Annotated in this window: 18 protein-coding genes, 2 tRNA genes and 2 other RNA genes; 13 read left to right on the top strand and 9 right to left on the bottom strand. The window is 55.1% G+C overall.

Going from position 1 to position 21,393, the window contains the following annotated elements; translation table 11 throughout:
• Window positions 1-6 precede the first annotated feature (6 nt).
• The 6 genes from MHZ97_RS17615 to MHZ97_RS17590 form a co-directional block, all read right to left on the bottom strand.
• Window positions 7-134: non-coding RNA, RtT sRNA (locus tag MHZ97_RS17615), on the bottom strand.
• A 43-nt stretch (window positions 135-177) separates the two neighbouring features.
• Window positions 178-305, bottom strand: a non-coding RNA gene (locus MHZ97_RS17610) — RtT sRNA.
• A 44-nt stretch (window positions 306-349) separates the two neighbouring features.
• Window positions 350-434 (bottom strand) — tRNA-Tyr (locus MHZ97_RS17605).
• Between the two features lie 45 nt (window positions 435-479).
• Window positions 480-564 (bottom strand) — tRNA-Tyr (locus MHZ97_RS17600).
• A gap of 145 nt (window positions 565-709) precedes the next feature.
• Window positions 710-1,558: a formyltetrahydrofolate deformylase gene (purU, locus tag MHZ97_RS17595; RefSeq protein WP_103796005.1), complete on the bottom strand. Its 849-nt coding sequence runs from the start codon at window positions 1,556-1,558 to the stop codon at window positions 710-712.
• A gap of 54 nt (window positions 1,559-1,612) precedes the next feature.
• Window positions 1,613-2,068 (bottom strand): YchJ family protein, encoded by a 456-nt coding sequence (locus MHZ97_RS17590; protein ID WP_239315255.1) that lies wholly within the window; start codon window positions 2,066-2,068, stop codon window positions 1,613-1,615.
• A gap of 93 nt (window positions 2,069-2,161) precedes the next feature.
• On the opposite strand from MHZ97_RS17590, the gene rssA reads away from it, so the two are divergent.
• From rssA to MHZ97_RS17565, 5 genes are all read left to right on the top strand, one after another.
• Entirely contained in the window at window positions 2,162-3,067 is a 906-nt protein-coding gene (gene rssA / locus MHZ97_RS17585; protein ID WP_103796003.1) for a patatin-like phospholipase RssA, read from the top strand.
• 99 nt (window positions 3,068-3,166) lie between these two features.
• A complete protein-coding gene (gene rssB / locus MHZ97_RS17580; protein WP_239315254.1) occupies window positions 3,167-4,192 on the top strand; it encodes a two-component system response regulator RssB in 1,026 nt (341 codons plus the stop codon).
• Window positions 4,193-4,376: 184 nt separating this feature from the next.
• Entirely contained in the window at window positions 4,377-5,285 is a 909-nt protein-coding gene (gene galU / locus MHZ97_RS17575) for a UTP--glucose-1-phosphate uridylyltransferase GalU (RefSeq protein ID WP_033746712.1), read from the top strand.
• 22 nt (window positions 5,286-5,307) lie between these two features.
• Complete coding sequence (locus tag MHZ97_RS17570; protein WP_033791168.1) at window positions 5,308-6,648, top strand: UDP-glucose/GDP-mannose dehydrogenase family protein; 1,341 nt, start codon at window positions 5,308-5,310, stop codon at window positions 6,646-6,648.
• Window positions 6,649-6,662: 14 nt separating this feature from the next.
• Window positions 6,663-7,670 carry an NAD-dependent epimerase gene (locus MHZ97_RS17565; RefSeq protein ID WP_103796001.1) on the top strand — a complete coding sequence of 336 codons (1,008 nt, stop codon included), beginning with the start codon at window positions 6,663-6,665 and terminating at the stop codon, window positions 7,668-7,670.
• Between the two features lie 86 nt (window positions 7,671-7,756).
• On the opposite strand, the gene hns is transcribed toward MHZ97_RS17565, so the two are convergent.
• Window positions 7,757-8,164, bottom strand: coding sequence for a histone-like nucleoid-structuring protein H-NS (gene hns, locus MHZ97_RS17560; protein ID WP_103796000.1), 408 nt, complete (start codon window positions 8,162-8,164; stop codon window positions 7,757-7,759).
• Between the two features lie 427 nt (window positions 8,165-8,591).
• On the opposite strand from hns, the gene tdk reads away from it, so the two are divergent.
• Entirely contained in the window at window positions 8,592-9,209 is a 618-nt protein-coding gene (gene tdk / locus MHZ97_RS17555; protein ID WP_239315253.1) for a thymidine kinase, read from the top strand.
• Between the two features lie 58 nt (window positions 9,210-9,267).
• On the opposite strand, the gene adhE is transcribed toward tdk, so the two are convergent.
• Window positions 9,268-11,964 carry a bifunctional acetaldehyde-CoA/alcohol dehydrogenase gene (gene adhE / locus MHZ97_RS17550; RefSeq protein ID WP_103795997.1) on the bottom strand — a complete coding sequence of 899 codons (2,697 nt, stop codon included), beginning with the start codon at window positions 11,962-11,964 and terminating at the stop codon, window positions 9,268-9,270.
• A gap of 429 nt (window positions 11,965-12,393) precedes the next feature.
• Between adhE and MHZ97_RS17545 the strand changes: the two genes are divergently transcribed.
• The 7 genes from MHZ97_RS17545 (at window position 12,394) to oppF (ending at window position 20,971) form a co-directional block, all read left to right on the top strand.
• Window positions 12,394-13,041, top strand: a complete 648-nt coding sequence (locus MHZ97_RS17545; protein ID WP_103796184.1) for a YchE family NAAT transporter — start codon at window positions 12,394-12,396, stop codon at window positions 13,039-13,041.
• Window positions 13,042-13,610: 569 nt separating this feature from the next.
• The gene (locus MHZ97_RS17540) at window positions 13,611-15,227 is read left to right on the top strand and encodes an ABC transporter substrate-binding protein (RefSeq protein ID WP_239315252.1); all 1,617 of its coding nucleotides are present in this window, start codon (window positions 13,611-13,613) and stop codon (window positions 15,225-15,227) included.
• Window positions 15,228-15,373: 146 nt separating this feature from the next.
• Window positions 15,374-17,011: an oligopeptide ABC transporter substrate-binding protein OppA gene (oppA, locus tag MHZ97_RS17535; protein WP_239315251.1), complete on the top strand. Its 1,638-nt coding sequence runs from the start codon at window positions 15,374-15,376 to the stop codon at window positions 17,009-17,011.
• A gap of 93 nt (window positions 17,012-17,104) precedes the next feature.
• Window positions 17,105-18,025: an oligopeptide ABC transporter permease OppB gene (gene oppB / locus MHZ97_RS17530; RefSeq protein ID WP_103795994.1), complete on the top strand. Its 921-nt coding sequence runs from the start codon at window positions 17,105-17,107 to the stop codon at window positions 18,023-18,025.
• 14 nt (window positions 18,026-18,039) lie between these two features.
• The gene (gene oppC / locus MHZ97_RS17525; protein WP_103795993.1) at window positions 18,040-18,948 is read left to right on the top strand and encodes an oligopeptide ABC transporter permease OppC; all 909 of its coding nucleotides are present in this window, start codon (window positions 18,040-18,042) and stop codon (window positions 18,946-18,948) included.
• A gap of 11 nt (window positions 18,949-18,959) precedes the next feature.
• A complete protein-coding gene (locus MHZ97_RS17520) occupies window positions 18,960-19,973 on the top strand; it encodes an ABC transporter ATP-binding protein (protein WP_103795992.1) in 1,014 nt (337 codons plus the stop codon).
• Window positions 19,970-20,971 (top strand): murein tripeptide/oligopeptide ABC transporter ATP binding protein OppF, encoded by a 1,002-nt coding sequence (oppF, locus tag MHZ97_RS17515; RefSeq protein WP_033746742.1) that lies wholly within the window; start codon window positions 19,970-19,972, stop codon window positions 20,969-20,971. The genes MHZ97_RS17520 and oppF overlap by 4 nt, the downstream gene beginning before the upstream one ends.
• 66 nt (window positions 20,972-21,037) lie before the next feature.
• Here oppF and MHZ97_RS17510 read toward each other — a convergent pair whose 3' ends face one another.
• Complete coding sequence (locus tag MHZ97_RS17510; RefSeq protein WP_033746744.1) at window positions 21,038-21,361, bottom strand: HI1450 family dsDNA-mimic protein; 324 nt, start codon at window positions 21,359-21,361, stop codon at window positions 21,038-21,040.
• Between the last annotated feature and the right edge of the window lie 32 nt (window positions 21,362-21,393).

The following is a 21,393-nucleotide window of genomic DNA, read 5'->3' as shown; positions in this document are numbered from 1 at the left end:
CAAGGATGGTGGTGGGAGAAGGATTATTCGGCGCGTTGCGCCTCACCCTTCGGGCCGCGCGTTGCGCGTTGTCTCGCTGTGCTCGACCCGAACCTTCGGTCGAAGCTTCTCATCCTTCTCCCTGAGTCTGTCAGGTAAATCAGGAGAGGACATTGAATTTGGGAGGTAATGCAAGGATGGTGGTGGGAGAAGGATTATTCGGCGCGTTGCGCCTCACCCTTCGGGCCGCGCGTTGCGCGTTGTCTCGCTGTGCTCGACCCGAACCTTCGGTCGAAGCTTCTCATCCTTCTCCTTGAGTCTGTCGGGTAAATCAGGAGAGTGCGTTAAACAGGGGGAGATAATGCAAGGATGGTGGTGGGAGAAGGATTCGAACCTTCGAAGTCTGTGACGGCAGATTTACAGTCTGCTCCCTTTGGCCGCTCGGGAATCCCACCTGGGAAATGCTGATAATGACCGTTAAGGCGAAGATATGATTCAGATGGTGGTGGGAGAAGGATTCGAACCTTCGAAGTCTGTGACGGCAGATTTACAGTCTGCTCCCTTTGGCCGCTCGGGAATCCCACCACTGGCCTGAATCATTGTGCCTTAAAGCGGGGCGCATCATACCAAATGCGGTCGGCGTGTAAAGCGCCCAGCTAAAAAATGTGAACCGTTTGCCCACTTTTTGCCCGTGGCGCTGAATTCACAGACAATTCAGCGCCCGATGCGCTTAAAGAATAATCGTGCGGTTGCCGTAAACAAATACGCGCTGGCCCAGCACTTTATAGAGCGCACGGCTTAACACGTTTTTCTCCACGTCGCGTCCGGCACGCATCATCTCTTCGGCCGTATAGCTGTGGTCGACATTAATCACGTCCTGCATGATGATCGGACCTTCATCCAGATTGTCATTCACGTAGTGCGCCGTTGCGCCGATGATCTTCACGCCGCGCTCGTAGGCCTGATGATAAGGACGCGCGCCGATAAACGCCGGCAGGAACGAGTGGTGAATATTGATAATCTGGTTTGGATAGCGCTGCACAAAGGCTGGCGTCAGCACGCGCATATATTTCGCCAGCACCACGTAATCGGGCTGGTAGCGGTCGATCTCGTTCGCCATCAGGTTATCGTGCTCTTCGCGCGACAGCCCTTCATGGCTGACCAGCACAAAAGGAATATCAAAGCGCTCAACCAGCGAACGCAGGGTGTCATGGTTGCCGATAACCGCGGCAATCTCCATATCCAGCCCGCCGAAAGCGCTCTTCATCAGCAGGTCGCCCAGGCAGTGCGCCTCTTTGGTGACCAGCACCACCACGCGACGGCGCCCAGCGCTGTTCAGCTCGCGCGTTGAGCCTGCCGGCAGCGCGCTGTCTAAATCCGCCAGCAGCGTATTATCGTTAAAAATGCCCTCAAGCTCGGTGCGCATAAAAAAGCGTCCGGTGCGATGGTCAACGAATTCATTGTTTTGCACGATATTCAGCTCGTGCTTGTAGCAAATATTGGTGATTTTAGCGATCAGACCTTTCGCGTCAGGGCAAATGGTACGTAAAACTTTTCGTTGCATAGTTTGCGCTTGCATCTCGATCAGAGTCCTGTCAAAGCGATTGGGTAAAACCGTTGGGCCGTATGCTCTTTAGCCGCAACATTTCTTGTATTTTTTATCGGAGCCACATGGACAGCGATCGTTGCGCCCTACGGCGGGCGCGGTTCCGTCGACATAGTACCAGCGATGATCCTCGCGAAGAAAGCGAGAACGCTCGTGGATCGCCCTTATCTGGGAATTTTCGCGGTAACGCGCAAAAAAAGTGACGAAAGCTTCATTATCATGGCTTCCATGATTACAACAGGTTACATTCAGGCTTAGCCATTCAGTGTCGGCAAAACTTTCGGATAAACGCTGCGCCATATCGGGCACACGCTTGTCAGGATGCCAGCTGGCGATGAGCCAGTCGCTGTTTCGCCTGGCGTAGGCTGTGTAGCGCGAGCGCATTAACTGTTCAGCTGATTCAGGCAGCCGCTCGCCGGTCAGAAAGGGAGCGCAACATAGGCTATACTGCTTCCCGCTGCAGCAAGGACAGGGTTCGGACACAATAACTCCTGTAAGCGATAAAAAGAGATGACGCCATATGGTAGCCGACCTGGCGCAGTGAAGCTACGCGCAGTCGTTGGCGACAGAGGGTAAATGAGAAAGGTTAAAATCGGACTGGCGTTAGGGTCAGGCGCAGCCAAAGGATGGGCGCATATTGGCGTGATCAACGCGCTGACGCGCGCGGGCGTCGAAATCGATGTCGTAGCGGGCTGCTCCGTCGGTGCGCTGGTCGGCGCGGCTTATGTCAACGACCGCCTGCCGCACATGGAAAAGTGGGTCAGCGCCTTTCGCTACTGGGATGTTATTCGCCTGATGGATCTCTCCTGGCAGCGCGGCGGTTTGCTGCGCGGCGAGCGCGTTTTCAGCCATGTGCGTCAGCTGATTGCCCAGCCGGCTCTGGAGAGCTGCGGCAAGCCGTTCGGCGTGGTGGCGACCAATCTCAGTACCGGTCGGGAATTATGGCTGACCGAAGGCGATCTGCATCAGGCCGTACGCGCTTCCTGTAGTATGCCAGGCTTATTGCCGCCGGTCGGCTACAATGGTTACTGGCTGGTAGATGGGGCGGTGGTGAATCCGGTGCCCGTTTCGCTGACGCGCGCCCTTGGCGCGGATATCGTTATTGCTGTCGATCTTCAGCATGACGCGCATCTGATGCAGCAGGATCTCCTGTCTGTCACGCCGCAAAACAGCGATGAGGCGGTTTCGGCCGCAGCCCTGAGTTGGGCTAAAAAAATACGTCAGCGGCTGGTGGGGTTGACCCATCGCCGTACAACACAAACGCCGGGTGCGATGGAGATTATGTCGACGTCCATCCAGGTGCTGGAAAATCGCCTGAAGCGTAACCGTATGGCAGGCGATCCTCCCGATGTGCTGATTCAGCCATTTTGTCCGCAGATTTCGACGCTGGACTTTCATCGCGCTGAAGAAGCTATCGAGGCAGGCAAGGCCGCCGTTGAGAAAAAAATGGATGAACTATTACCGCTGGTGCGTAACAGATAATCAGGTTGTTCATTCACAGATGTTACTTCGGCTAATTCTGAAAGGCGCAACTGCGTTTTATGAACCACTATTGATTGATCTGGTACGCAGGGGGAAAGAATGGAGAAACCACTAATCGGCAAAAAGATACTCATTGTCGAAGATGAGGTCGTTTTCCGTTCTCTGGTAAACAACTTCTTGCTGGCGCTCGGCGCCAGTACGTTTGAAGCCGGCGACGGCATTGATGGCATTGGCTATCTGCAGCAGCAGGATGTGGATCTGGTGATCTGCGATTTGGAAATGCCGCGTATGAACGGCATTCAGTTTGTCGAGCATATCCGCACGCGCGGCAACAGCGTGCCGATCCTGATTATCTCGGCGACGGAAAATATGGCGGATATTGCCCATGTTCTGCGCCTTGGCGTGCAGGACGTGCTGCTTAAGCCGCTGAAAAATTTCGAGCGCTTCCGCGAAGCGGTCTATGAATGCCTTTATCCTTCGATGTTTACCTCTAAGGTGGAGGAGGATGAGCAGCTGTTTCAGGACTGGGACGCGCTGGTGCGCGATCCGGCCGCCGCGGCGAAACTGCTTAAGCAGCTTCAGCCGCCGGTACAGCAGACGGTGGCGAACTGTCGCGTCAACTACCGGCAGCTGACCATGGCCGAACAGCCTGGCCTGGTGCTGGATATTGCAGCGCTTTCCGACAACGATCTCGCCTTCTACTGTCTTGACGTCACGCGCGCCGGCGATAACGGTGTGCTGGCGGCGCTGTTGCTGCGCGCGCTGTTCAATGGCCTGCTGCAGGAGCAGCTCTCTGGCCAAAAACAGCGGCTGCCGGAGTTAAACGGCCTGCTGCGGCAGGTCAATCTGCTGCTGCGTCAGGCTAATCTGAGCGGACAGTTTCCGCTGCTGGTCGGGTATTATCATCGTACCTCGCAAAATCTTATTCTGGTTTCTGCTGGATTAAACGCCACACTTCATGTTCACGCCCACCAAATTCAACTCAGTAACGGCGTCCCTCTTGGCACTATGGGAAGCACTCATCTTAACCAAATCAGCCAGCGCGCCGACAGCTGGCAATGCCACGTCTGGGGCGCCGGAGGCAGGATCCGCCTGATGTTAGCGGCTGAAGAGCAGGCGAAATAATTTAATTTCGCCGGGGTCTGAAGACAGGTCCAAAGGTAAGCTTTACACTTGGGTAATAGTCTTAAATTCTGCGGATTGACTCCTTCCAGGATAAATCCGTTCGATGGTAACTGATATACTCATTTCCGAATTTCAACCGACATATCAAGTATTAACTTGAACGGCCTATAAGAGAGGTATCTTGATGTCTGCCTATAAGTCCAAAGTAAAAAAAGCGGTAATCCCTGTAGCAGGTTTGGGCACCCGTATGCTCCCTGCGACAAAAGCGATTCCGAAAGAGATGTTACCGCTGGTCGATAAGCCGTTAATTCAGTATGTCGTTAACGAGTGCATCGCAGCAGGAATTAACGAAATTGTGCTGGTTACGCACTCTTCCAAAAACTCCATTGAAAACCACTTCGACACCAGCTTTGAGCTGGAAGCGATGCTGGAAAAACGTGTTAAGCGTCAGCTGCTGGATGAAATCCAGTCAATCTGTCCGCCGCACGTAACCATCATGCAGGTGCGTCAGGGCATCGCGAAAGGCCTGGGCCACGCCGTTATGTGTGCGCATCCGCTGATTGGCGACGAGCCGGTTGCGGTGATCCTGCCGGACGTGATTATCGACGAGTACGAATCTAACCCGACCAAAGATAACCTGGCGGAAATGCTGAGCCGTTTCGACGAGTCAGGCCGCAGCCAGATTATGGTTGAGCCGGTAGCGGACGTGACTGCTTACGGCGTGGTTGACTGCCAGGGCGCAGAACTGCAGCCGGGCGACAGCGCGCCAATGGTTGGCGTGGTTGAGAAGCCGAAAGCGACCGAAGCGCCGTCCAACCTCGCGGTTGTGGGCCGTTACGTTCTCTCTGCGGATATCTGGCCTCTGCTGGCAAAAACCCCTCCGGGCGCAGGCGGCGAAGTACAGCTGACCGACTCTATCGCCATGCTGATGGAGAAAGAGACGGTAGAAGCTTACCACCTGAAAGGCGTAAGCCATGACTGCGGTAACAAACTCGGTTATATGCAGGCATTCGTTGAGTACGGTGTTCGCCATCCAGTGCTGGGCAAAGATTTTTCTCAGTGGCTCGATAGCGCAGTTGGCAATAAAAAGTAATTCATAAACACAGGATATCTCAATGAAAGTCACTGTATTTGGTATCGGCTATGTCGGTCTGGTTCAGGCTGCGGTGTTGGCCGAAGTCGGACATGACGTTCTCTGCATTGATGTCGACGCAAAAAAAGTCGAAAACCTGAAAAAAGGCATCATCCCCATTTTCGAACCCGGCCTTACGCCGCTGGTTATGTCGAACTATGAGGCGGGTCGCCTTAAGTTCAGTACAGATGCGGAAGAGGGCGTCAATCACGGCGTCATGCAGTTTATCGCCGTGGGTACGCCGCCAGATGAGGACGGCTCGGCTGACCTTAAATATGTGACCGCCGTTGCTCGTACCATTGCGCAGCATATGAAGGATCACAAGGTTGTGCTTGATAAATCCACCGTTCCGGTTGGAACCGCGGATAAAGTGCGTCGCGTAATGGAAGAGACCCTGCGCGATCGCGGCGTTAGCCTGACGTTTGATGTGGTATCCAACCCGGAGTTCCTCAAGGAAGGCGCAGCCGTAAACGACTGCATGCGTCCTGAGCGCATCGTGGTGGGTACCGATAATGAAGAAGTGGAAGAGCTGCTGCGTGAACTCTACGAGCCGTTCAACCGCAATCACGATCGCATGATCGTCATGGATATCCGCAGCGCGGAGCTGACCAAGTACGCAGCGAACTGCATGCTGGCGACCAAAATCAGCTTTATGAACGAGATCTCCAACCTTGCCGAACGTCTGGGTGCGGATGTCGAGAAAGTGCGTCAGGGCATCGGTTCTGATTCACGTATCGGCTACCACTTTATCTACCCTGGCTGCGGCTACGGCGGCTCCTGCTTCCCGAAAGATGTGCAGGCGCTGATCCGTACCGCGGAGTCGATCGGCTACAAGCCGCGTCTGCTGCAGGCGGTGGAAGATGTCAACGACAGCCAGAAAACCAAGCTGCCCACTTTTATCAAGCGCCATTTCGGCGACGATCTGAGCGGTAAAACCTTCGCAGTCTGGGGCCTGTCGTTCAAACCGAACACCGACGATATGCGTGAAGCCTCCAGTCGCGTGCTGATGGAATCGCTGTGGGAAGCTGGTGCAAGCGTTCAGGCGTTCGATCCGGAAGCGATGGACGAAGCGCAGCGCATCTACGGTCACCGCAGCGATCTGAAGCTGATGGGCACCAAAGAAGCGGCGCTGCAGGGCGCAGATGGCCTGGTCATCTGCACCGAGTGGCAGAACTTCCGCGCACCGGACTTTGACGTTATTAAAAATTCCCTCAAAGAACCCGTGATTTTTGATGGTCGCAACCTGTATGATCCAGAGCGTATCAGCAAACGCGGTTTCGTTTATTATGCAATCGGCCGCGGAGCGTCTATTCAAATTGCGTAATTAACGAGGGTAGTATGAACATTCTGGTCACCGGCGCCGCAGGCTTTATTGGATTTCACGTCACTCAACGCTTGCTGGCCGCCGGTCACCAGATTGTCGGCATAGATAATCTTAATGACTATTATGATGTCGGCCTGAAACAATCTCGTCTTGATTTAATCGCACAGCATCCCGGCTTCAAATTTATTAAAATGGAGCTGGCGGATCGCGCAGCTATCGCCTCGTTATTCGAACAACATGCGTTTCAACGCGTCATTCATCTGGGTGCCCAGGCGGGTGTGCGCTATTCCATCGACAATCCTCACGCCTACGCCGATGCTAACCTGACTGGTCATTTAAATATTCTCGAAGGATGCCGTCATCATAAAATCGAGCACTTACTCTATGCATCCTCCAGTTCTGTTTATGGACTCAATCGTAAAATGCCATTTTCGACCGATGACAGCGTCGATCATCCGGTATCACTTTACGCGGCAACTAAAAAAGCCAATGAGCTGATGTCGCATACCTATTCGCATCTTTATCAGCTGCCTACCACCGGCCTGCGTTTCTTTACCGTATATGGTCCATGGGGTCGTCCAGATATGGCGCTGTTTAAATTTACGCGCGCCATGATCGCCGGTGAAGCGATTGACGTCTATAACCGCGGCGAGATGAAACGCGACTTTACCTATATCGACGATATTGCCGAAGCTATTGTGCGTCTGCAGGATGTTATTCCGCAGCAGGATGAAAACTGGACGGTAGAAACCGGCTCGCCAGCCACTAGCTCTGCGCCTTACCGCGTATATAACATCGGAAACAGTCAGCCGACCAGCCTGATTAAATATATTGAGGCGATTGAAAAAGCACTGGGCGTGACGGCGAAGAAAAATCTGTTACCGATGCAGCCCGGCGACGTGCTGGAAACCAGCGCGGATACTGCAGCCCTGTATCAGGCGATTGGCTTTAAGCCGCAGACCAGCGTAGAAGAGGGTGTAGAACGCTTTGTTCGCTGGTATCGGGAGTTTTACAACGTCTGAAAAAAAGGAAGCCTGCGCTTCCTTTCCCTGATTAACCTGGGGTCACATAAACAATGTGACCCAAATGATGGAAGCACTATCAGTTATTACAGCAGGAAGTTTTCCAGCTGTTTACCTTCTTCTTCGATCGCTTTTTTGATTACCGCTGGCGTACGACCCTGACCGGTCCAGGTACGGGTTTCACCATTTTCATCAACGTACTGATATTTAGCCGGACGTGCAGCGCGTTTTGTTTTGCCTGGCGCTTTAGTTTCAGTAATGGTGCTTAACAGCTCGTTAGGATCGATGCCATCAGCCAGCAGCATTTCTCTGTATTGCTCAAGTTTGCGCGTGCGTTCTTCACTTTCCGCTTTAGCGTGGGTCTCTTCTTCGCGGCGTTCATTTACCACGACCTCGAGTTTTTCCAGCATTTCTTCCAGCGCTTCCAGTGAACACTCTCGAGCCTGCGCGCGTAATGTACGGATATTATTAAGGATTTTTAGTGCTTCGCTCATTGTCCTGATCTCTGAATATATTAATGAAGAGGTGTTCTGCCAGCTAATAATAGTGGCGGCAAAAAATTACTGCAATAGTAAAATAAGTGGAACGGTAAAGAATGATAATTAATTTTCTCGCTTATGTTTAATCAAAAGAAACAGTAAGCCGGTTGATATTCAGACGTCTTCAGGTTATGAAAATCCGAAACGTTAAAGTGAGAGAGGCGCTCAGCGTGAAGAAAGGGGTGAATCTGCGTAACGGCGCTCAACTGTACAATAAAGTTCAGGCACAAATGATTAAAAAAAGCGGAAAGACGAAGCGCGGGCTTATCTCTCACTGGCGAAGATCTAATCAGCTTGCGCAAAATAATCACCGCCATAATTTACGTTTATCTGTGATAGAATTCCGCGCATTCTGTTTGCAATGCTTTGAGAAACCACGCTAATGGCTCAGCTCTATTTTTATTATTCCGCAATGAATGCAGGGAAATCCACCGCGTTATTACAGTCGTCTTACAATTATCAGGAACGCGGCATGAGAACCCTGGTCTACACCGCTGAAATTGACGATCGTTTCGGCGTGGGCAAAGTCAGCTCCCGTATTGGCCTTTCCTCGCCGGCGGCGCTGTTTAACGCGCAGACGCGGCTGTATGAGGAGATCGCGGCGGAAGATGCGCGCCAGCGGGTACACTGCGTGCTGGTGGACGAGTGCCAGTTTTTAACGCGCGATCAGGTCAAGGCACTCTCTGACGTCGTCGATAACCTGGATATTCCGGTCCTCTGCTACGGGCTGCGCACCGACTTTCGTGGCGAACTCTTTGGCGGCAGCCAGTATTTGCTCGGCTGGGCCGACAAGCTGGTGGAGCTGAAAACCGTCTGTCACTGCGGCCGTAAGGCGGGGATGGTATTGCGGCTCGACGCGCAGGGCCGTCCGTTTAGCGAAGGGGAGCAGGTGGTGATTGGCGGCAACGAGCGTTATATTTCGGTATGCCGCAAACACTACAAGCAGGCGATAGAGCAGGGGTCGCTGGATGCCATCTACGGCCAGCAAAAGCCCGCCTGAGGTCGTTTTTCAGAGATAAAAAAACCCGCCGAAGCGGGTTTTTTTTAATAGCCGATCGTCAGGCTTTTTTAGCTTTCTTCTCGGTTTTCTCAGTCTTCTCTACTTTCACCGGCTGTGCGGCCTGCGCCTGCGTTACGTCGGCGAAAGGCTCGGCGTATTCACGGCCGTAGAAGGTATCCAGCATAATCTGTTTCAGCTCGGCAATCAGCGGATAGCGCGGGTTAGCGCCGGTGCACTGGTCGTCGAAGGCGTCTTCGGCCAGCTTATCGACTTTCGCCAGGAAGTCTGCTTCCTGAACGCCCGCTTCGCGGATAGAGACTGGAATACCCAGCTGGGTTTTCATCTCATCCAGCCACGCCAGCAGCTTCTCGATTTTCTGTGCGGTACGGTCGCCAGGTGCCGCCAGACCTAAATGGTCGGCAATTTCCGCGTAGCGACGGCGCGCCTGCGGACGGTCATACTGGCTGAACGCCGTCTGCTTGGTCGGGTTGTCGTTGGCGTTATAGCGGATCACGTTGCAGATCAGCAGCGCGTTCGCCAGACCGTGCGGGATATGGAACTCGGAACCCAGCTTGTGCGCCATGGAGTGGCAGACGCCAAGGAAGGCGTTGGCGAAGGCGATACCGGCGATAGTCGCGGCGTTATGCACACGCTCACGCGCTACCGGATTTTTCGCGCCGTCCCGATAGCTGGCCGGCAGGTTCTCTTTCAGCAGTTTCAGTGCCTGCAGCGCCTGGCCGTCGGAGTACTCGTTAGCCAGTACCGATACATAGGCTTCCAGCGCATGGGTGACCGCATCCAGGCCGCCGAAGGCGCAGAGCGAACGCGGCATCTCCATCACCAGATTGGCATCGACAATCGCCATATCCGGGGTCAGCGCGTAGTCCGCCAGCGGATATTTCTGGCCGGTGGCGTCGTCGGTCACTACCGCAAACGGCGTCACTTCCGAACCGGTGCCTGAGGTGGTAGTGATGGCGATCATGCGCGCTTTCACACCCATTTTCGGGAATTTATAGATACGTTTGCGGATATCCATAAAGCGCAGCGCCAGCTCTTCGAAGTGGGTTTCCGGATGTTCGTACATTACCCACATGATTTTCGCAGCATCCATCGGCGAGCCGCCGCCCAGCGCGATAATCACGTCTGGTTTGAAGCTGTTCATCTGCTCGGTGCCTTTGCGCACAATGCTCAGCGTCGGGTCCGCTTCTACCTCAAAGAACACTTCGGTTTCGATGCCGTGCGATTTCAACACGCCAGTTACCTGGTCGGCATAGCCGTTGTTGAACAGGAAACGGTCGGTGACGATAAAGGCGCGTTTTGCACCGTCGGCGGCCACCTCTTCCAGCGCAATGGGCAGCGAGCCGCGGCGGAAGTAGATGGATTTCGGGAGTTTATGCCACAACATGTTTTCTGCTCGCTTAGCCACGGTTTTCTTGTTGATAAGGTGTTTCGGTCCCACGTTTTCTGAAATGGAGTTACCGCCCCATGAGCCGCAGCCCAGCGTCAGCGAAGGTGCCAGCTTGAAGTTATAGAGGTCGCCGATACCGCCCTGAGAAGCCGGAGTATTAATAAGAATACGCGCGGTTTTCATGCGGTCACCGAAGAAGTTCACGCGCGCTTTCTGGTTGTCCTGGTCGGTGTAGAGGCAGGAAGTGTGGCCGATACCGCCCATCGCCACCAGTTTTTCCGCTTTTGCGACCGCGTCTTCGAAATCGCTGGCGCGATACATGGCCAGCGTCGGCGACAGTTTTTCATGGGCGAAGGGTTCAGATTCGTCCACCAGCTTCACTTCGCCAATCAGAATTTTGGTGCTGCCCGGCACGCTGATGCCTGCCATCTCGGCGATTTTAAAGGCGGGCTGACCGACGATGGCCGCGTTGAGCGCGCCGTTTTTCAGGATAACGTTCTGGACAGCTTTCAGCTCTTCGCCCTGCAGCAGGTAGCCGCCATGGCTGGCAAAGCGCTCGCGCACTGCGTCATAGACGGAGTCGACCACAATAACCGACTGCTCGGAGGCGCAAATAACGCCGTTATCAAAGGTTTTGGACATCAGGATTGAGGCGACGGCGCGTTTGATATCGGCCGTTTCGTCAATCACCACCGGCGTGTTGCCCGCGCCGACGCCAATCGCTGGTTTACCGGAGCTATAGGCCGCTTTCACCATGCCGGGGCCGCCGGTCGCCAGGATCAGGTTGATATCAGGGTGGTGCATCAGCTGGTTAGAGAGCTCAACCGATGGGGCGTCGATCCAGCCGATAATATCTTTCGGCGCGCCGGCGGCGATGGCGGCCTGCAGCACGATGTCCGCTGCTTTGTTGGTGGCTTCTTTGGCGCGCGGGTGTGGCGAGAAGATAATGCCGTTACGGGTTTTCAAGCTAATCAGCGCCTTGAAAATCGCCGTTGAGGTCGGGTTGGTGGTGGGAACAATACCGCAAATCAGGCCGATTGGCTCAGCGATGGTAATGGTACCGAAGGTGTCATCGGTCTCCAGCACGCCGCAGGTCTTCTCGTCTTTATAAGCGTTATAGATATATTCTGAGGCAAAATGGTTTTTAATAACTTTATCTTCGACGATACCCATGCCGGATTCGGCGACCGCCATTTTGGCGAGAGGGATACGGGCGTCAGCGGCGGCGAGGGCGGCAGCGCGGAAGATGGCGTCAACCTGTTCTTGAGTAAAGTTGGCGTATTCACGCTGTGCTTTTTTTACGCGTTCAACCAGTGCGTTAAGTTCAGCGACATTAGTAACGGCCATGGTGCTCTCCTGAAGGAAGTTAAACTCTGTTAGTAAACCTGCCTGGAGTCCTGATTATAGCCATGCTTCGCTAATATTTTGGCTTAAGCCAAAAGGCCAGAATTTTCGTTGGCTTACTGAAAGAGTTTTCGCACGGGTCAAACATCTTTGCTGATGACTTTCTGTGGGAAAAGATTACCTGGAATGGGGTAGATAAATATTGATTCAGATCAATTTAAGCCTAAGCTGACTCCTTTCAGCAGCGATTTTTGTCAAAGTCTGCAAAGCAGGGCATGCCGCCCGGTTTTATACCCCTCCCGCATGTCGCGCTGGCGTAACTGACTCTCTGATTTGCCCTGACGCAGCACAATTTTCTGTTTAGTTGACTGGTTAACGCGGCGCTTTTTGCGTAAATTAAGCGCGATTTCTTTTTCCTCATCGGAGCGAACCGTGAACCCTGCGTTGCTTGACCTTTCGGGCTATATCAAATTCTTTGTTGGCCTGTTCGCGCTGGTGAACCCAGTCGGCATTATTCCTGTCTTTATCAGCATGACCAGCTATCAGGCGGCCGCTGAGCGGAATAAAACTAATATGACCGCAAACCTGGCGGTCGCCATTATCCTCTGGACCTCGCTGTTTCTTGGCGACGCCATCCTGCATATTTTCGGCATCTCTATCGACTCCTTCCGCATCGCGGGCGGCATTCTGGTGGTGACCATCGCCATGTCGATGATCAGCGGCAAGCTGGGCGAAGATAAACAGAACAAGCAGGAGAAATCGGAAACCGCCATCCGCGAGAGCATCGGCGTGGTGCCGCTTGCGCTGCCGCTGATGGCGGGGCCTGGCGCGATCAGTTCGACCATTGTCTGGAGCACGCGCTATCACAGCTGGCAAAACCTGCTGGGCTTTAGCGTTGCGATTGCGCTCTTTGCCTTCTGCTGCTGGCTGCTGTTTCGCGCCGCGCCGCTGATGGTGCGCGTGCTCGGCCAGACCGGCATTAACGTCATTACGCGTATTATGGGCCTGCTGCTGATGGCGCTCGGCATTGAGTTCGTGGTCACCGGCATCAAGGCGTTATTTCCCGGTCTGGTCAGTTAAGGCCGCTTAATTTCCATCGCAAACGACGATATGACCCTTAATGGTGCAATTGCATATTTTATTGCACCGTTATAATGCAATTATTCCTGCCGCTTAATCTGCCGCTAAAATTATTAAGCAAATTACTCGCCAGAGCGCCGCACCCGCGGCGCGCTCCGCTCGCTGTGACAATTCTCACACCATAAAATATCAGCGCTTACTTAAATAGCCTCATAAACTGGCATGAAAGCTGCAATTACCTGTTTTTTGTTTTCACAAAGAAGAAAAAGGCAGAAGGGATGCGCATTTCTACGGCGGCAGCAGAGTTAAAAAGCGAGCCGGGAGGGTAAAAGCGGGTAAACTCCTGCATAAACAGGGTGATAAGGGTTATTTTCGTACAAAAATTAACGCTATCCTCCTGCCTGCAGACGTGATAAAAGAGAATCAGGTAACATTTTTGTTATTTTTACTTTGTCGGCAGAGGCGGCGTTCTGCTAATTTTCGGCGCAACAGTTTTTCATTTGGTCTCAAAGTGAGAACACTTCTTGCTTATGAGCTAAAGGGCTTATGAAGAAGGGTTAACTTTTTTGATGAAATGGAAGATTACGCCGCTGTCAGTCAGCTTAATGATTCTGTTCGGCACCGCGCATGCCGCGACCGTTCCCCCAGGCACCGAACTCGCCGCCACCCAAAATATTGTCATTAATAACGGCACTGAAGTCTCTTCCCTCGATCCGCAAAAGATTGAGGGCGTGCCGGAATCGCGCATTATTTCCAATTTGCTGGAAGGACTGGTAACCACCGACAATAACGGCGCTATCGTGCCGGGCGTGGCGCAGTCATGGCAAAACGAGGGCGGAAAGGTCTGGACCTTTACTCTGCGCGACAGCGCGAAATGGAGCGATGGTACGCCGGTTACCGCGCACGATTTCGTTTACAGCTGGCGACGTCTCGCCGATCCCAAAACCGCATCGCCCTATGCCAGCTACCTCCAGGCGGCGCATCTCAGCCATATCGACGAGATCATGGCCGGGAAAGCAACCCCTGACCGCCTTGGCGTGACGGCGCTGGACGATCGTCATTTGCAGGTTACCCTGAGCGAGCCGGTCCCTTACTTCGTTTCGATGCTGGCCAATGCCGCACTGTCGCCGGTTAACGCGGCGACGGTAGAGAAGTGGGGTGACGCCTGGACGCGTCCAGAGCACTATGTCGGCAACGGCGCCTATCTTCTGAGCGAGTGGATAATCAACGAGAAGCTGGTGCTGAAGCGCAATCCCGGCTACTGGGACAACGCTCATACGGTGATTGAGCAGGGCACCTTCCTGCCGATTGAGTCGGACCATAACGACGTCAACCGCTATCGCAGCGGCAATACCGATATGACCAACAGCGTGGTACCGCCCGAGCTGTTCCACAAGCTGAAGAGCGAACTGGGCGATCAGGTAAAGGTCAGCCCGCTGCTCTGCACCTTCTACTACGAAATCAACAATAAAAAACCGCCGTTCAACGATGCGCGCGTGCGTACCGCTATCAAGCTAACGCTGGACCGCGATATTATTACGCAGAAAATCATGGGGCAGGGGCAGATCCCGGCTTACAGCCTGACGCCGCCTTCAACCGCGGGTGTCACCCTAACGCTGCCGGCCTGGTTCACCTGGAGCCAGGCGGAGCGCAACGCGGCCGCTAAAAAGCTGCTGGCTGAGGCAGGTTACAACGCCCAGCATCCGCTGCGCTTCACGCTGCTCTACAACACCTCGGATCAAAACAAAAAGCAGGCAATCGCCGCCGCCTCGATGTGGCAGAAGAATCTTGGCGCGCAGGTCAGCCTGCAAAACCAGGAGTGGAAAACGCTGCTGGAGACGCGTCATCAGGCGCAGTATGACGTGGTGCGCGCCACCTGGTGCGCCGACTACAACGAGCCATCTACCTTCCTGAATATGCTGATCGGCAACGCCTCTATCAATACGGCCTTCTACCACAGCGACAGGTATGATCATCTGCTGGCGCAGACCCTTTCTGCCAGCAGCGAAGCGGCCCGCGCCGCGCTCTACCAGCAGGCTGAAGCACAGCTCGACAAGGACTCGGCAATTGTGCCAGTTTATTACCGCGTCAGCGTGCGGCTGGTCAAACCCTGGACAGGCGGTTTTACCGGCAAAGATCCGCTCGATATGACCGATTTGAAATATTACTTCATTAAAAAGCACTGAGGCTGACCCGACAAGATAAGCCGGGAAGCGCGCGGTGCTGAAGCCTTTCGGGGCAAAAACTATCCTCAGCCAAAATGAGGAACCCGCTAACGGGGGACGCCGACACGGCAAGGCGTGTCGGTGAAGATAAAAACTGGAGTGTAATAATGAACAACATCACGAAAAAAAGTCTGATTGCCGCTGGCGTGCTGGCGGCGTTGGGCGCGCTGGCAGGGAATGCACTGGCAGCAAACGTTCCGGCAGGGGTTGAACTGGCGGCGAAGCAGGAGCTGGTGCGCGGCAACGGCGACGAAGTACAGTCGCTGGATCCGCACAAAATCGAAGGCGTGCCAGAAGATAACGTGGCGCGCGATCTCTATGAAGGCCTGCTGGTCAGCGACAGCGACGGCCATCCGATCCCGGGCGTGGCGGAAAAATGGGAAAACAAAGACTTTAAAGTCTGGACCTTCCACCTGCGCAACAATGCCAAATGGTCAAACGGTGAGCCGGTGACCGCGCAGGACTTCGTCTACAGCTGGCAGCGTCTGGCCGATCCGAAAACCGCGTCGCCTTACGCCAGCTACCTGCAGTATGGCCACATTGAAAACGTCGATGATGTTATCGCCGGGAAAAAGCCAACCTCTGACCTGGGCGTGAAAGCGCTGGATGACCATACCTTGCAGGTCACCCTGAGCGAGCCGGTGCCCTATTTTTACAAGCTGCTGATTAACGCCGTTATGTCGCCGGTCTACAAGCCTGCGATTGAAAAATTTGGCGACCAGTGGACGCAGCCGCAGAACTGGGTCGGCAACGGTGCCTTTAAGCTGGAAGCGCACGTGATCAACGAGCGCATCACCCTGGTGCGTAACCCACAGTACTGGGACAACGAACACACGGTACTGAACAAGGTGACCTATCTGCCGATTAACTCTGAAGTCAGCGACGTTAACCGCTACTTCTCGGAAAACGGCAGTGACATGACCTATAACAACATGCCGATTGAGCTGTTTAAAAAGCTGCAACGCGAGAATCCTAAAGAGCTGCACGTTGATCCTTATCTGTGCACCTACTACTACGAAATTAACAACCAGAAAGCGCCGTTCACCGATCCGCGCGTGCGCGCCGCGCTTAAGCTCGGTCTGGATCGCGACATTATCGTCAACAAAGTGCTGGCGCAGGGCCAGCTGCCAGCCTACAGCTATACGCCACCGGCTACGGACGGTATGGATATTCTGCCGCCGGACTGGTTCAAGTGGTCTCAGGACAAACGTAATGCCGAGGCGAAAAAACTGCTGGCCGAAGCGGGCTACACCGCTGACAAGCCGCTCACTTTCAACCTGCTGTATAACACCTCCGATTTGCATAAGAAACTGGCTATCGCCGCATCTTCTATCTGGAAGAAAAACATCGGTGTAAACATCAAGCTTGAGAACCAGGAGTGGAAAACCTTCCTCGACACGCGTCATCAGGGCAACTTCGACGTGGCGCGCGCCGCATGGTGTGCCGACTATAACGAGCCGACGTCGTTCCTGAACACCATGCTTTCTGACAGCAGCAACAACACCTCTCACTATAAGAGCGCCGAGTTCGATAAAGTGATCCACGATGCGATCAAGGCGGCAGATGAGAAAGCGCGTGCGGCGGATTATGCCAAAGCTGAGCAAATCATGGATAAGGACAGCACCATCGTGCCGGTTTACTACTACGTGAACGCGCGTCTGGTGAAACCTTACGTCGGCGGTTACACCGGCAAAGATCCGCTGGATAAAACGCTCAGCAAGAACTTCTACATCATTAAACACTAATAGCAAACAGGCTATCGGCAAGGGCGGCGCGCGATGCGTCGCCCTTATGTACTTTGTACGCTTTGTGAAGCAATAAGCCTGGTAGGTACGGCAATGTTAAAATTTATCCTGCGTCGACTGCTCGAAGCGATCCCCACGCTCTTTGTGCTGATCACTATCTCATTCTTTATGATGCGCCTCGCGCCCGGCAGTCCCTTTACCGGCGAGCGCACGCTGGCGCCGGAAGTGATGGCGAACATCGAAGCGAAGTATCACCTGAACGATCCCATCGGCAAACAGTATCTCGACTATCTGATCCAGCTGGCGCACGGCGATTTCGGCCCGTCGTTTAAATATAAAGATTACACGGTTAACTATCTGGTCGGCCATGCGTTCCCGGTTTCAGCCAAACTCGGCCTGGCGGCCTTTGTGCTGGCGGTGATCCTCGGCGTGACGGCGGGCGTTATCGCGGCGCTCAGGCAGAACAGCCTGTGGGATTATGCGGTGATGGGGGTCGCCATGACCGGCGTGGTGATACCCAGCTTTGTGGTGGCGCCGCTGCTGGTGCTGCTCTTTGCCATTACCCTGAAATGGCTACCCGGCGGCGGCTGGAACGGCGGACAGCTGCGCTATATGCTGCTGCCGATGGTGGCGCTGTCGCTGGCCTATATCGCCAGCATCGCGCGTATTACCCGCGGCTCGATGATTGAGGTGATGCACTCCAACTTTATCCGCACCGCGCGCGCCAAAGGGCTGCCGCTGCGCCGTATTGTGCTGCGCCATGCGCTTAAGCCTGCGCTGCTGCCGGTTCTCTCCTATCTCGGCCCGGCGTTTGTCGGCATCATCACCGGTTCAATGGTGATTGAGTCGATTTATGGCCTGCCCGGTATCGGTCAGCTGTTTGTTAACGGCGCGCTGAACCGTGACTATTCGCTGGTAATGAGCCTGACCATTCTGGTGGGCGTACTGACCATTATATTCAACGCGATCGTCGACGTGCTCTATGCCGTGATCGATCCGAAAATCCGTTATTAACGCTGGAGCCCGCGATGATGTTGAGTAAGAAAAACAGCGAAGCTCTTGACGCCTTCAGCGAAAAGCTCGAGGTAGAAGGGCGCAGCCTGTGGCAGGATGCGCGTCGCCGTTTTATCCATAACCGTGCGGCGCTGATCAGCCTGCTGGTACTGGTGCTGATTACGCTATTTGTTATTTTCGTCCCGATGTTCGCTCAGTTCAGCTATGACGATACCGACTGGGGCATGATGTCTGCGCCGCCGGATACCACCTCCGGCCACTGGTTCGGCACCGACTCCTCCGGGCGCGATCTGCTGGTGCGCGTCGCCATTGGCGGACGCATCTCGCTGATGGTAGGCATCGCTTCGGCGCTGATCGCGGTGATTGTCGGCACGCTTTACGGCTCGATCGCCGGCTATCTCGGCGGCAAAATCGACTCGGTGATGATGCGTATTCTGGAGATCCTGAACTCCTTCCCGTTTATGTTCTTTGTGATCCTGCTGGTGACCTTTTTCGGCCGCAATATCCTGCTGATCTTCGCCGCAATTGGCATGGTCTCCTGGCTCGACATGGCGCGTATCGTGCGCGGCCAGACGCTGGGGCTGAAGCGTAAAGAGTTCATCGAAGCGGCCCACGTCGGCGGCGTTTCTACCGCCAGCATCGTGCTGCGCCATATCGTGCCGAACGTGCTGGGCGTGGTGGTGGTTTACGCCTCGCTGCTGGTGCCGAGTATGATCCTGTTTGAATCTTTCCTGAGCTTCCTCGGCCTCGGCACTCAGGAGCCGTTAAGCAGCTGGGGCGCGCTGCTCAGCGATGGTGCCAACTCGATGGAAGTGTCACCATGGCTGCTGCTGTTCCCGGCCGGTTTTCTGGTGGTGACGCTGTTCTGTTTCAACTTTATCGGCGATGGTCTGCGTGACGCCCTCGACCCGAAAGATCGTTAAGGAGTTTCCCGATGACCATTCATGAATTTCAGCCGGCGATGGCTGCCCGCGCGGGAAGCGACCTGTTACTGGAAGTTAAAGATCTGCGCGTCACTTTCCAGACTCACGACGGCGACGTGACGGCGGTCAACGACCTGAACTTCTCGCTGCGCGCCGGCGAAACCCTGGGCATCGTCGGCGAGTCGGGTTCCGGCAAGTCGCAGACGGCATTCGCCCTGATGGGACTGCTGGCGAAAAACGGCCGTATCGGCGGTACGGCGCTGTTCAACGGCAAGGAGATCCTCAACCTGCCGGAGAAGGCGCTGAATAAGCTGCGCGCCGAGCAGATAGCGATGATCTTCCAGGATCCCATGACCTCGCTTAATCCCTATATGCGCGTCGGCGATCAGCTGATGGAAGTGCTGAAGCTGCATAAAGGGATGAGCAGTGCGCAGGCGTTCGAGGAGTCGGTGCGCATGCTCGACGCGGTGAAAATGCCGGAAGCACGCAAGCGCATGAAGATGTTCCCCCATGAGTTTTCCGGCGGTATGCGCCAGCGCGTGATGATCGCGATGGCGCTGCTCTGCCGGCCTAAGCTGCTGATTGCCGATGAACCGACCACGGCGCTTGACGTTACCGTTCAGGCGCAGATCATGACGCTGCTGAATGAGCTGAAGCGCGAGTTCAATACCGCGATTATCATGATCACCCACGATCTGGGCGTAGTGGCGGGCATCTGCGACAAGGTGCTGGTGATGTATGCCGGCCGCACCATGGAGTATGGCCGCGCGCGCGACGTCTTCTACCAGCCCGCGCATCCCTATTCGATTGGGCTGCTGAGCGCGGTGCCGCGTCTGGACGCCGAGGGCGAAAGCCTGACCACTATTCCCGGCAACCCGCCGAACCTGCTGCGTCTGCCGCAGGGCTGTCCGTTCCAGCCGCGCTGTCCGCATGCGATGCCGATCTGCACCCAGGCGCCGCCGCTGCTGCCGTTTGGCGAAGGGCGCCTGCGCGCCTGCTTTAAGCCGGTGGAGGAGTTAGTATGAGTACCGTCGCTGAGAAAAAAGTTCTGCTGGAAATCGCCGATCTCAAGGTGCATTTCGACATTAAAGATGGGCGCCAGTGGTTCTGGCAGCCGCCGAAATCCCTCAAGGCGGTGGACGGCGTCAGCCTGCGCCTTTACGAAGGCGAAACCCTGGGCGTGGTTGGCGAGTCTGGCTGCGGCAAATCGACCCTGGCGCGCGCCATTATCGGGCTGGTGAAGGCCACCGACGGCCGCGTCGCCTGGCTGGGGCGCGATCTGCTCGGGCAGAGCGAAGAGGAGTGGCGCAAGGCGCGCAGCGACATCCAGATGATCTTCCAGGATCCGCTGGCCTCGCTGAACCCGCGCATGACCATCGGCGATATCATCGCCGAGCCGCTGCGCACCTATCATCCGAAGATGCCGCGTCAGGAAGTAAAAGACCGCGTCAAAAACATGATGATGAAAGTTGGCCTGCTGCCGAACCTGATCAACCGCTATCCGCATGAGTTCTCAGGCGGACAGTGCCAGCGTATCGGCATCGCGCGCGCGCTGATCCTCGAACCGAAGCTGATTATCTGCGACGAGCCGGTCTCCGCGCTCGACGTCTCGATTCAGGCGCAGGTGGTCAATCTGCTGCAGCAGCTGCAGCGCGAGATGGGGCTGTCGCTGATCTTTATCGCGCACGATCTGGCGGTGGTGAAGCATATCTCTGACCGCGTGCTGGTGATGTATCTCGGCCATGCGGTCGAGCTGGGCACCTACGATGCGGTCTACAACAATCCGCAGCATCCCTACACGCGCGCGCTGATGTCGGCGGTGCCCATCCCCGATCCAGATCTGGAGAAGAATAAGCAGATTCAGCTGCTGGAAGGGGAGCTGCCGTCGCCGATTAACCCGCCTTCAGGCTGCGTGTTCCGCACGCGCTGCCCCATCGCCGGACCGGAGTGCGCCAAAACGCGTCCGCTGCTGGAGGGGAGTTTCCGCCATGCGGTCTCCTGCCTGAAGGTGGATCCGCTGTAATAAAAAACGCCGGGCAGCTGCCCGGCGTTTTAACATTTGATCACGCTGACCAGCGGGTCAGCGCGCTTATTCGCGCCAGAGAATATGGCACAGCTTGTGATCTTTCTCGCGGCACAGCAGCACGCGCGCGAAAACGTCGGTAATCGGCTCGCCGTCCGCTTCCCCCAGTCCAATCACCACCTCAGAGAAGAAGTCCGGGTTAAGATCGAAATCGACGTGCTCCTTCCAGTCTTCTGACGGATCGAACAGCTCGGCGCCGCCGCGCTCTTCAAACTGCAGGTTGAAAAGAATAATATCCGCCGGATCGAGGTTGTCGCCTGCCAGTTCAAGAAAAATGTCGTAAGCCTGTTCCAGCGTTTCGTCTTCGGTAAGGCGATTATTTAAATCCATGATCGGTCCTGTCTGCCCTGAGGCGCGTTGCA

Origin of the sequence: Pantoea sp. ACRSC, assembly GCF_022346785.1 — a bacterium.
GTDB classification, from domain to species: domain Bacteria; phylum Pseudomonadota; class Gammaproteobacteria; order Enterobacterales; family Enterobacteriaceae; genus Pantoea; species Pantoea alvi.
The sequence above is the reverse complement of the archived record's forward strand: the minus strand, read 5'-3'. Positions and strand labels throughout refer to the sequence as shown.

Bases quoted from the DNA above. Each gene is read 5' to 3' on its own strand.
- oppB (WP_103795994.1), top strand. From the start codon at position 17,105: ATGTTAAAATTTATCCTGCGTCGACTGCTCGAAGCGATCCCCACGCTC.
- hns (WP_103796000.1), bottom strand. From the start codon at position 8,164: ATGAGCGAAGCACTAAAAATCCTTAATAATATCCGTACATTACGCGCG.
- purU (WP_103796005.1), bottom strand. From the start codon at position 1,558: ATGCAAGCGCAAACTATGCAACGAAAAGTTTTACGTACCATTTGCCCT.
- galU (WP_033746712.1), top strand. From the start codon at position 4,377: ATGTCTGCCTATAAGTCCAAAGTAAAAAAAGCGGTAATCCCTGTAGCA.
- MHZ97_RS17510 (WP_033746744.1), bottom strand. From the start codon at position 21,361: ATGGATTTAAATAATCGCCTTACCGAAGACGAAACGCTGGAACAGGCT.
- oppF (WP_033746742.1), top strand. From the start codon at position 19,970: ATGAGTACCGTCGCTGAGAAAAAAGTTCTGCTGGAAATCGCCGATCTC.
- MHZ97_RS17565 (WP_103796001.1), top strand. From the start codon at position 6,663: ATGAACATTCTGGTCACCGGCGCCGCAGGCTTTATTGGATTTCACGTC.
- MHZ97_RS17520 (WP_103795992.1), top strand. From the start codon at position 18,960: ATGACCATTCATGAATTTCAGCCGGCGATGGCTGCCCGCGCGGGAAGC.
- MHZ97_RS17570 (WP_033791168.1), top strand. From the start codon at position 5,308: ATGAAAGTCACTGTATTTGGTATCGGCTATGTCGGTCTGGTTCAGGCT.
- oppA (WP_239315251.1), top strand. From the start codon at position 15,374: ATGAACAACATCACGAAAAAAAGTCTGATTGCCGCTGGCGTGCTGGCG.
- MHZ97_RS17540 (WP_239315252.1), top strand. From the start codon at position 13,611: ATGAAATGGAAGATTACGCCGCTGTCAGTCAGCTTAATGATTCTGTTC.
- adhE (WP_103795997.1), bottom strand. From the start codon at position 11,964: ATGGCCGTTACTAATGTCGCTGAACTTAACGCACTGGTTGAACGCGTA.
- rssA (WP_103796003.1), top strand. From the start codon at position 2,162: ATGAGAAAGGTTAAAATCGGACTGGCGTTAGGGTCAGGCGCAGCCAAA.
- tdk (WP_239315253.1), top strand. From the start codon at position 8,592: ATGGCTCAGCTCTATTTTTATTATTCCGCAATGAATGCAGGGAAATCC.
- oppC (WP_103795993.1), top strand. From the start codon at position 18,040: ATGATGTTGAGTAAGAAAAACAGCGAAGCTCTTGACGCCTTCAGCGAA.
- rssB (WP_239315254.1), top strand. From the start codon at position 3,167: ATGGAGAAACCACTAATCGGCAAAAAGATACTCATTGTCGAAGATGAG.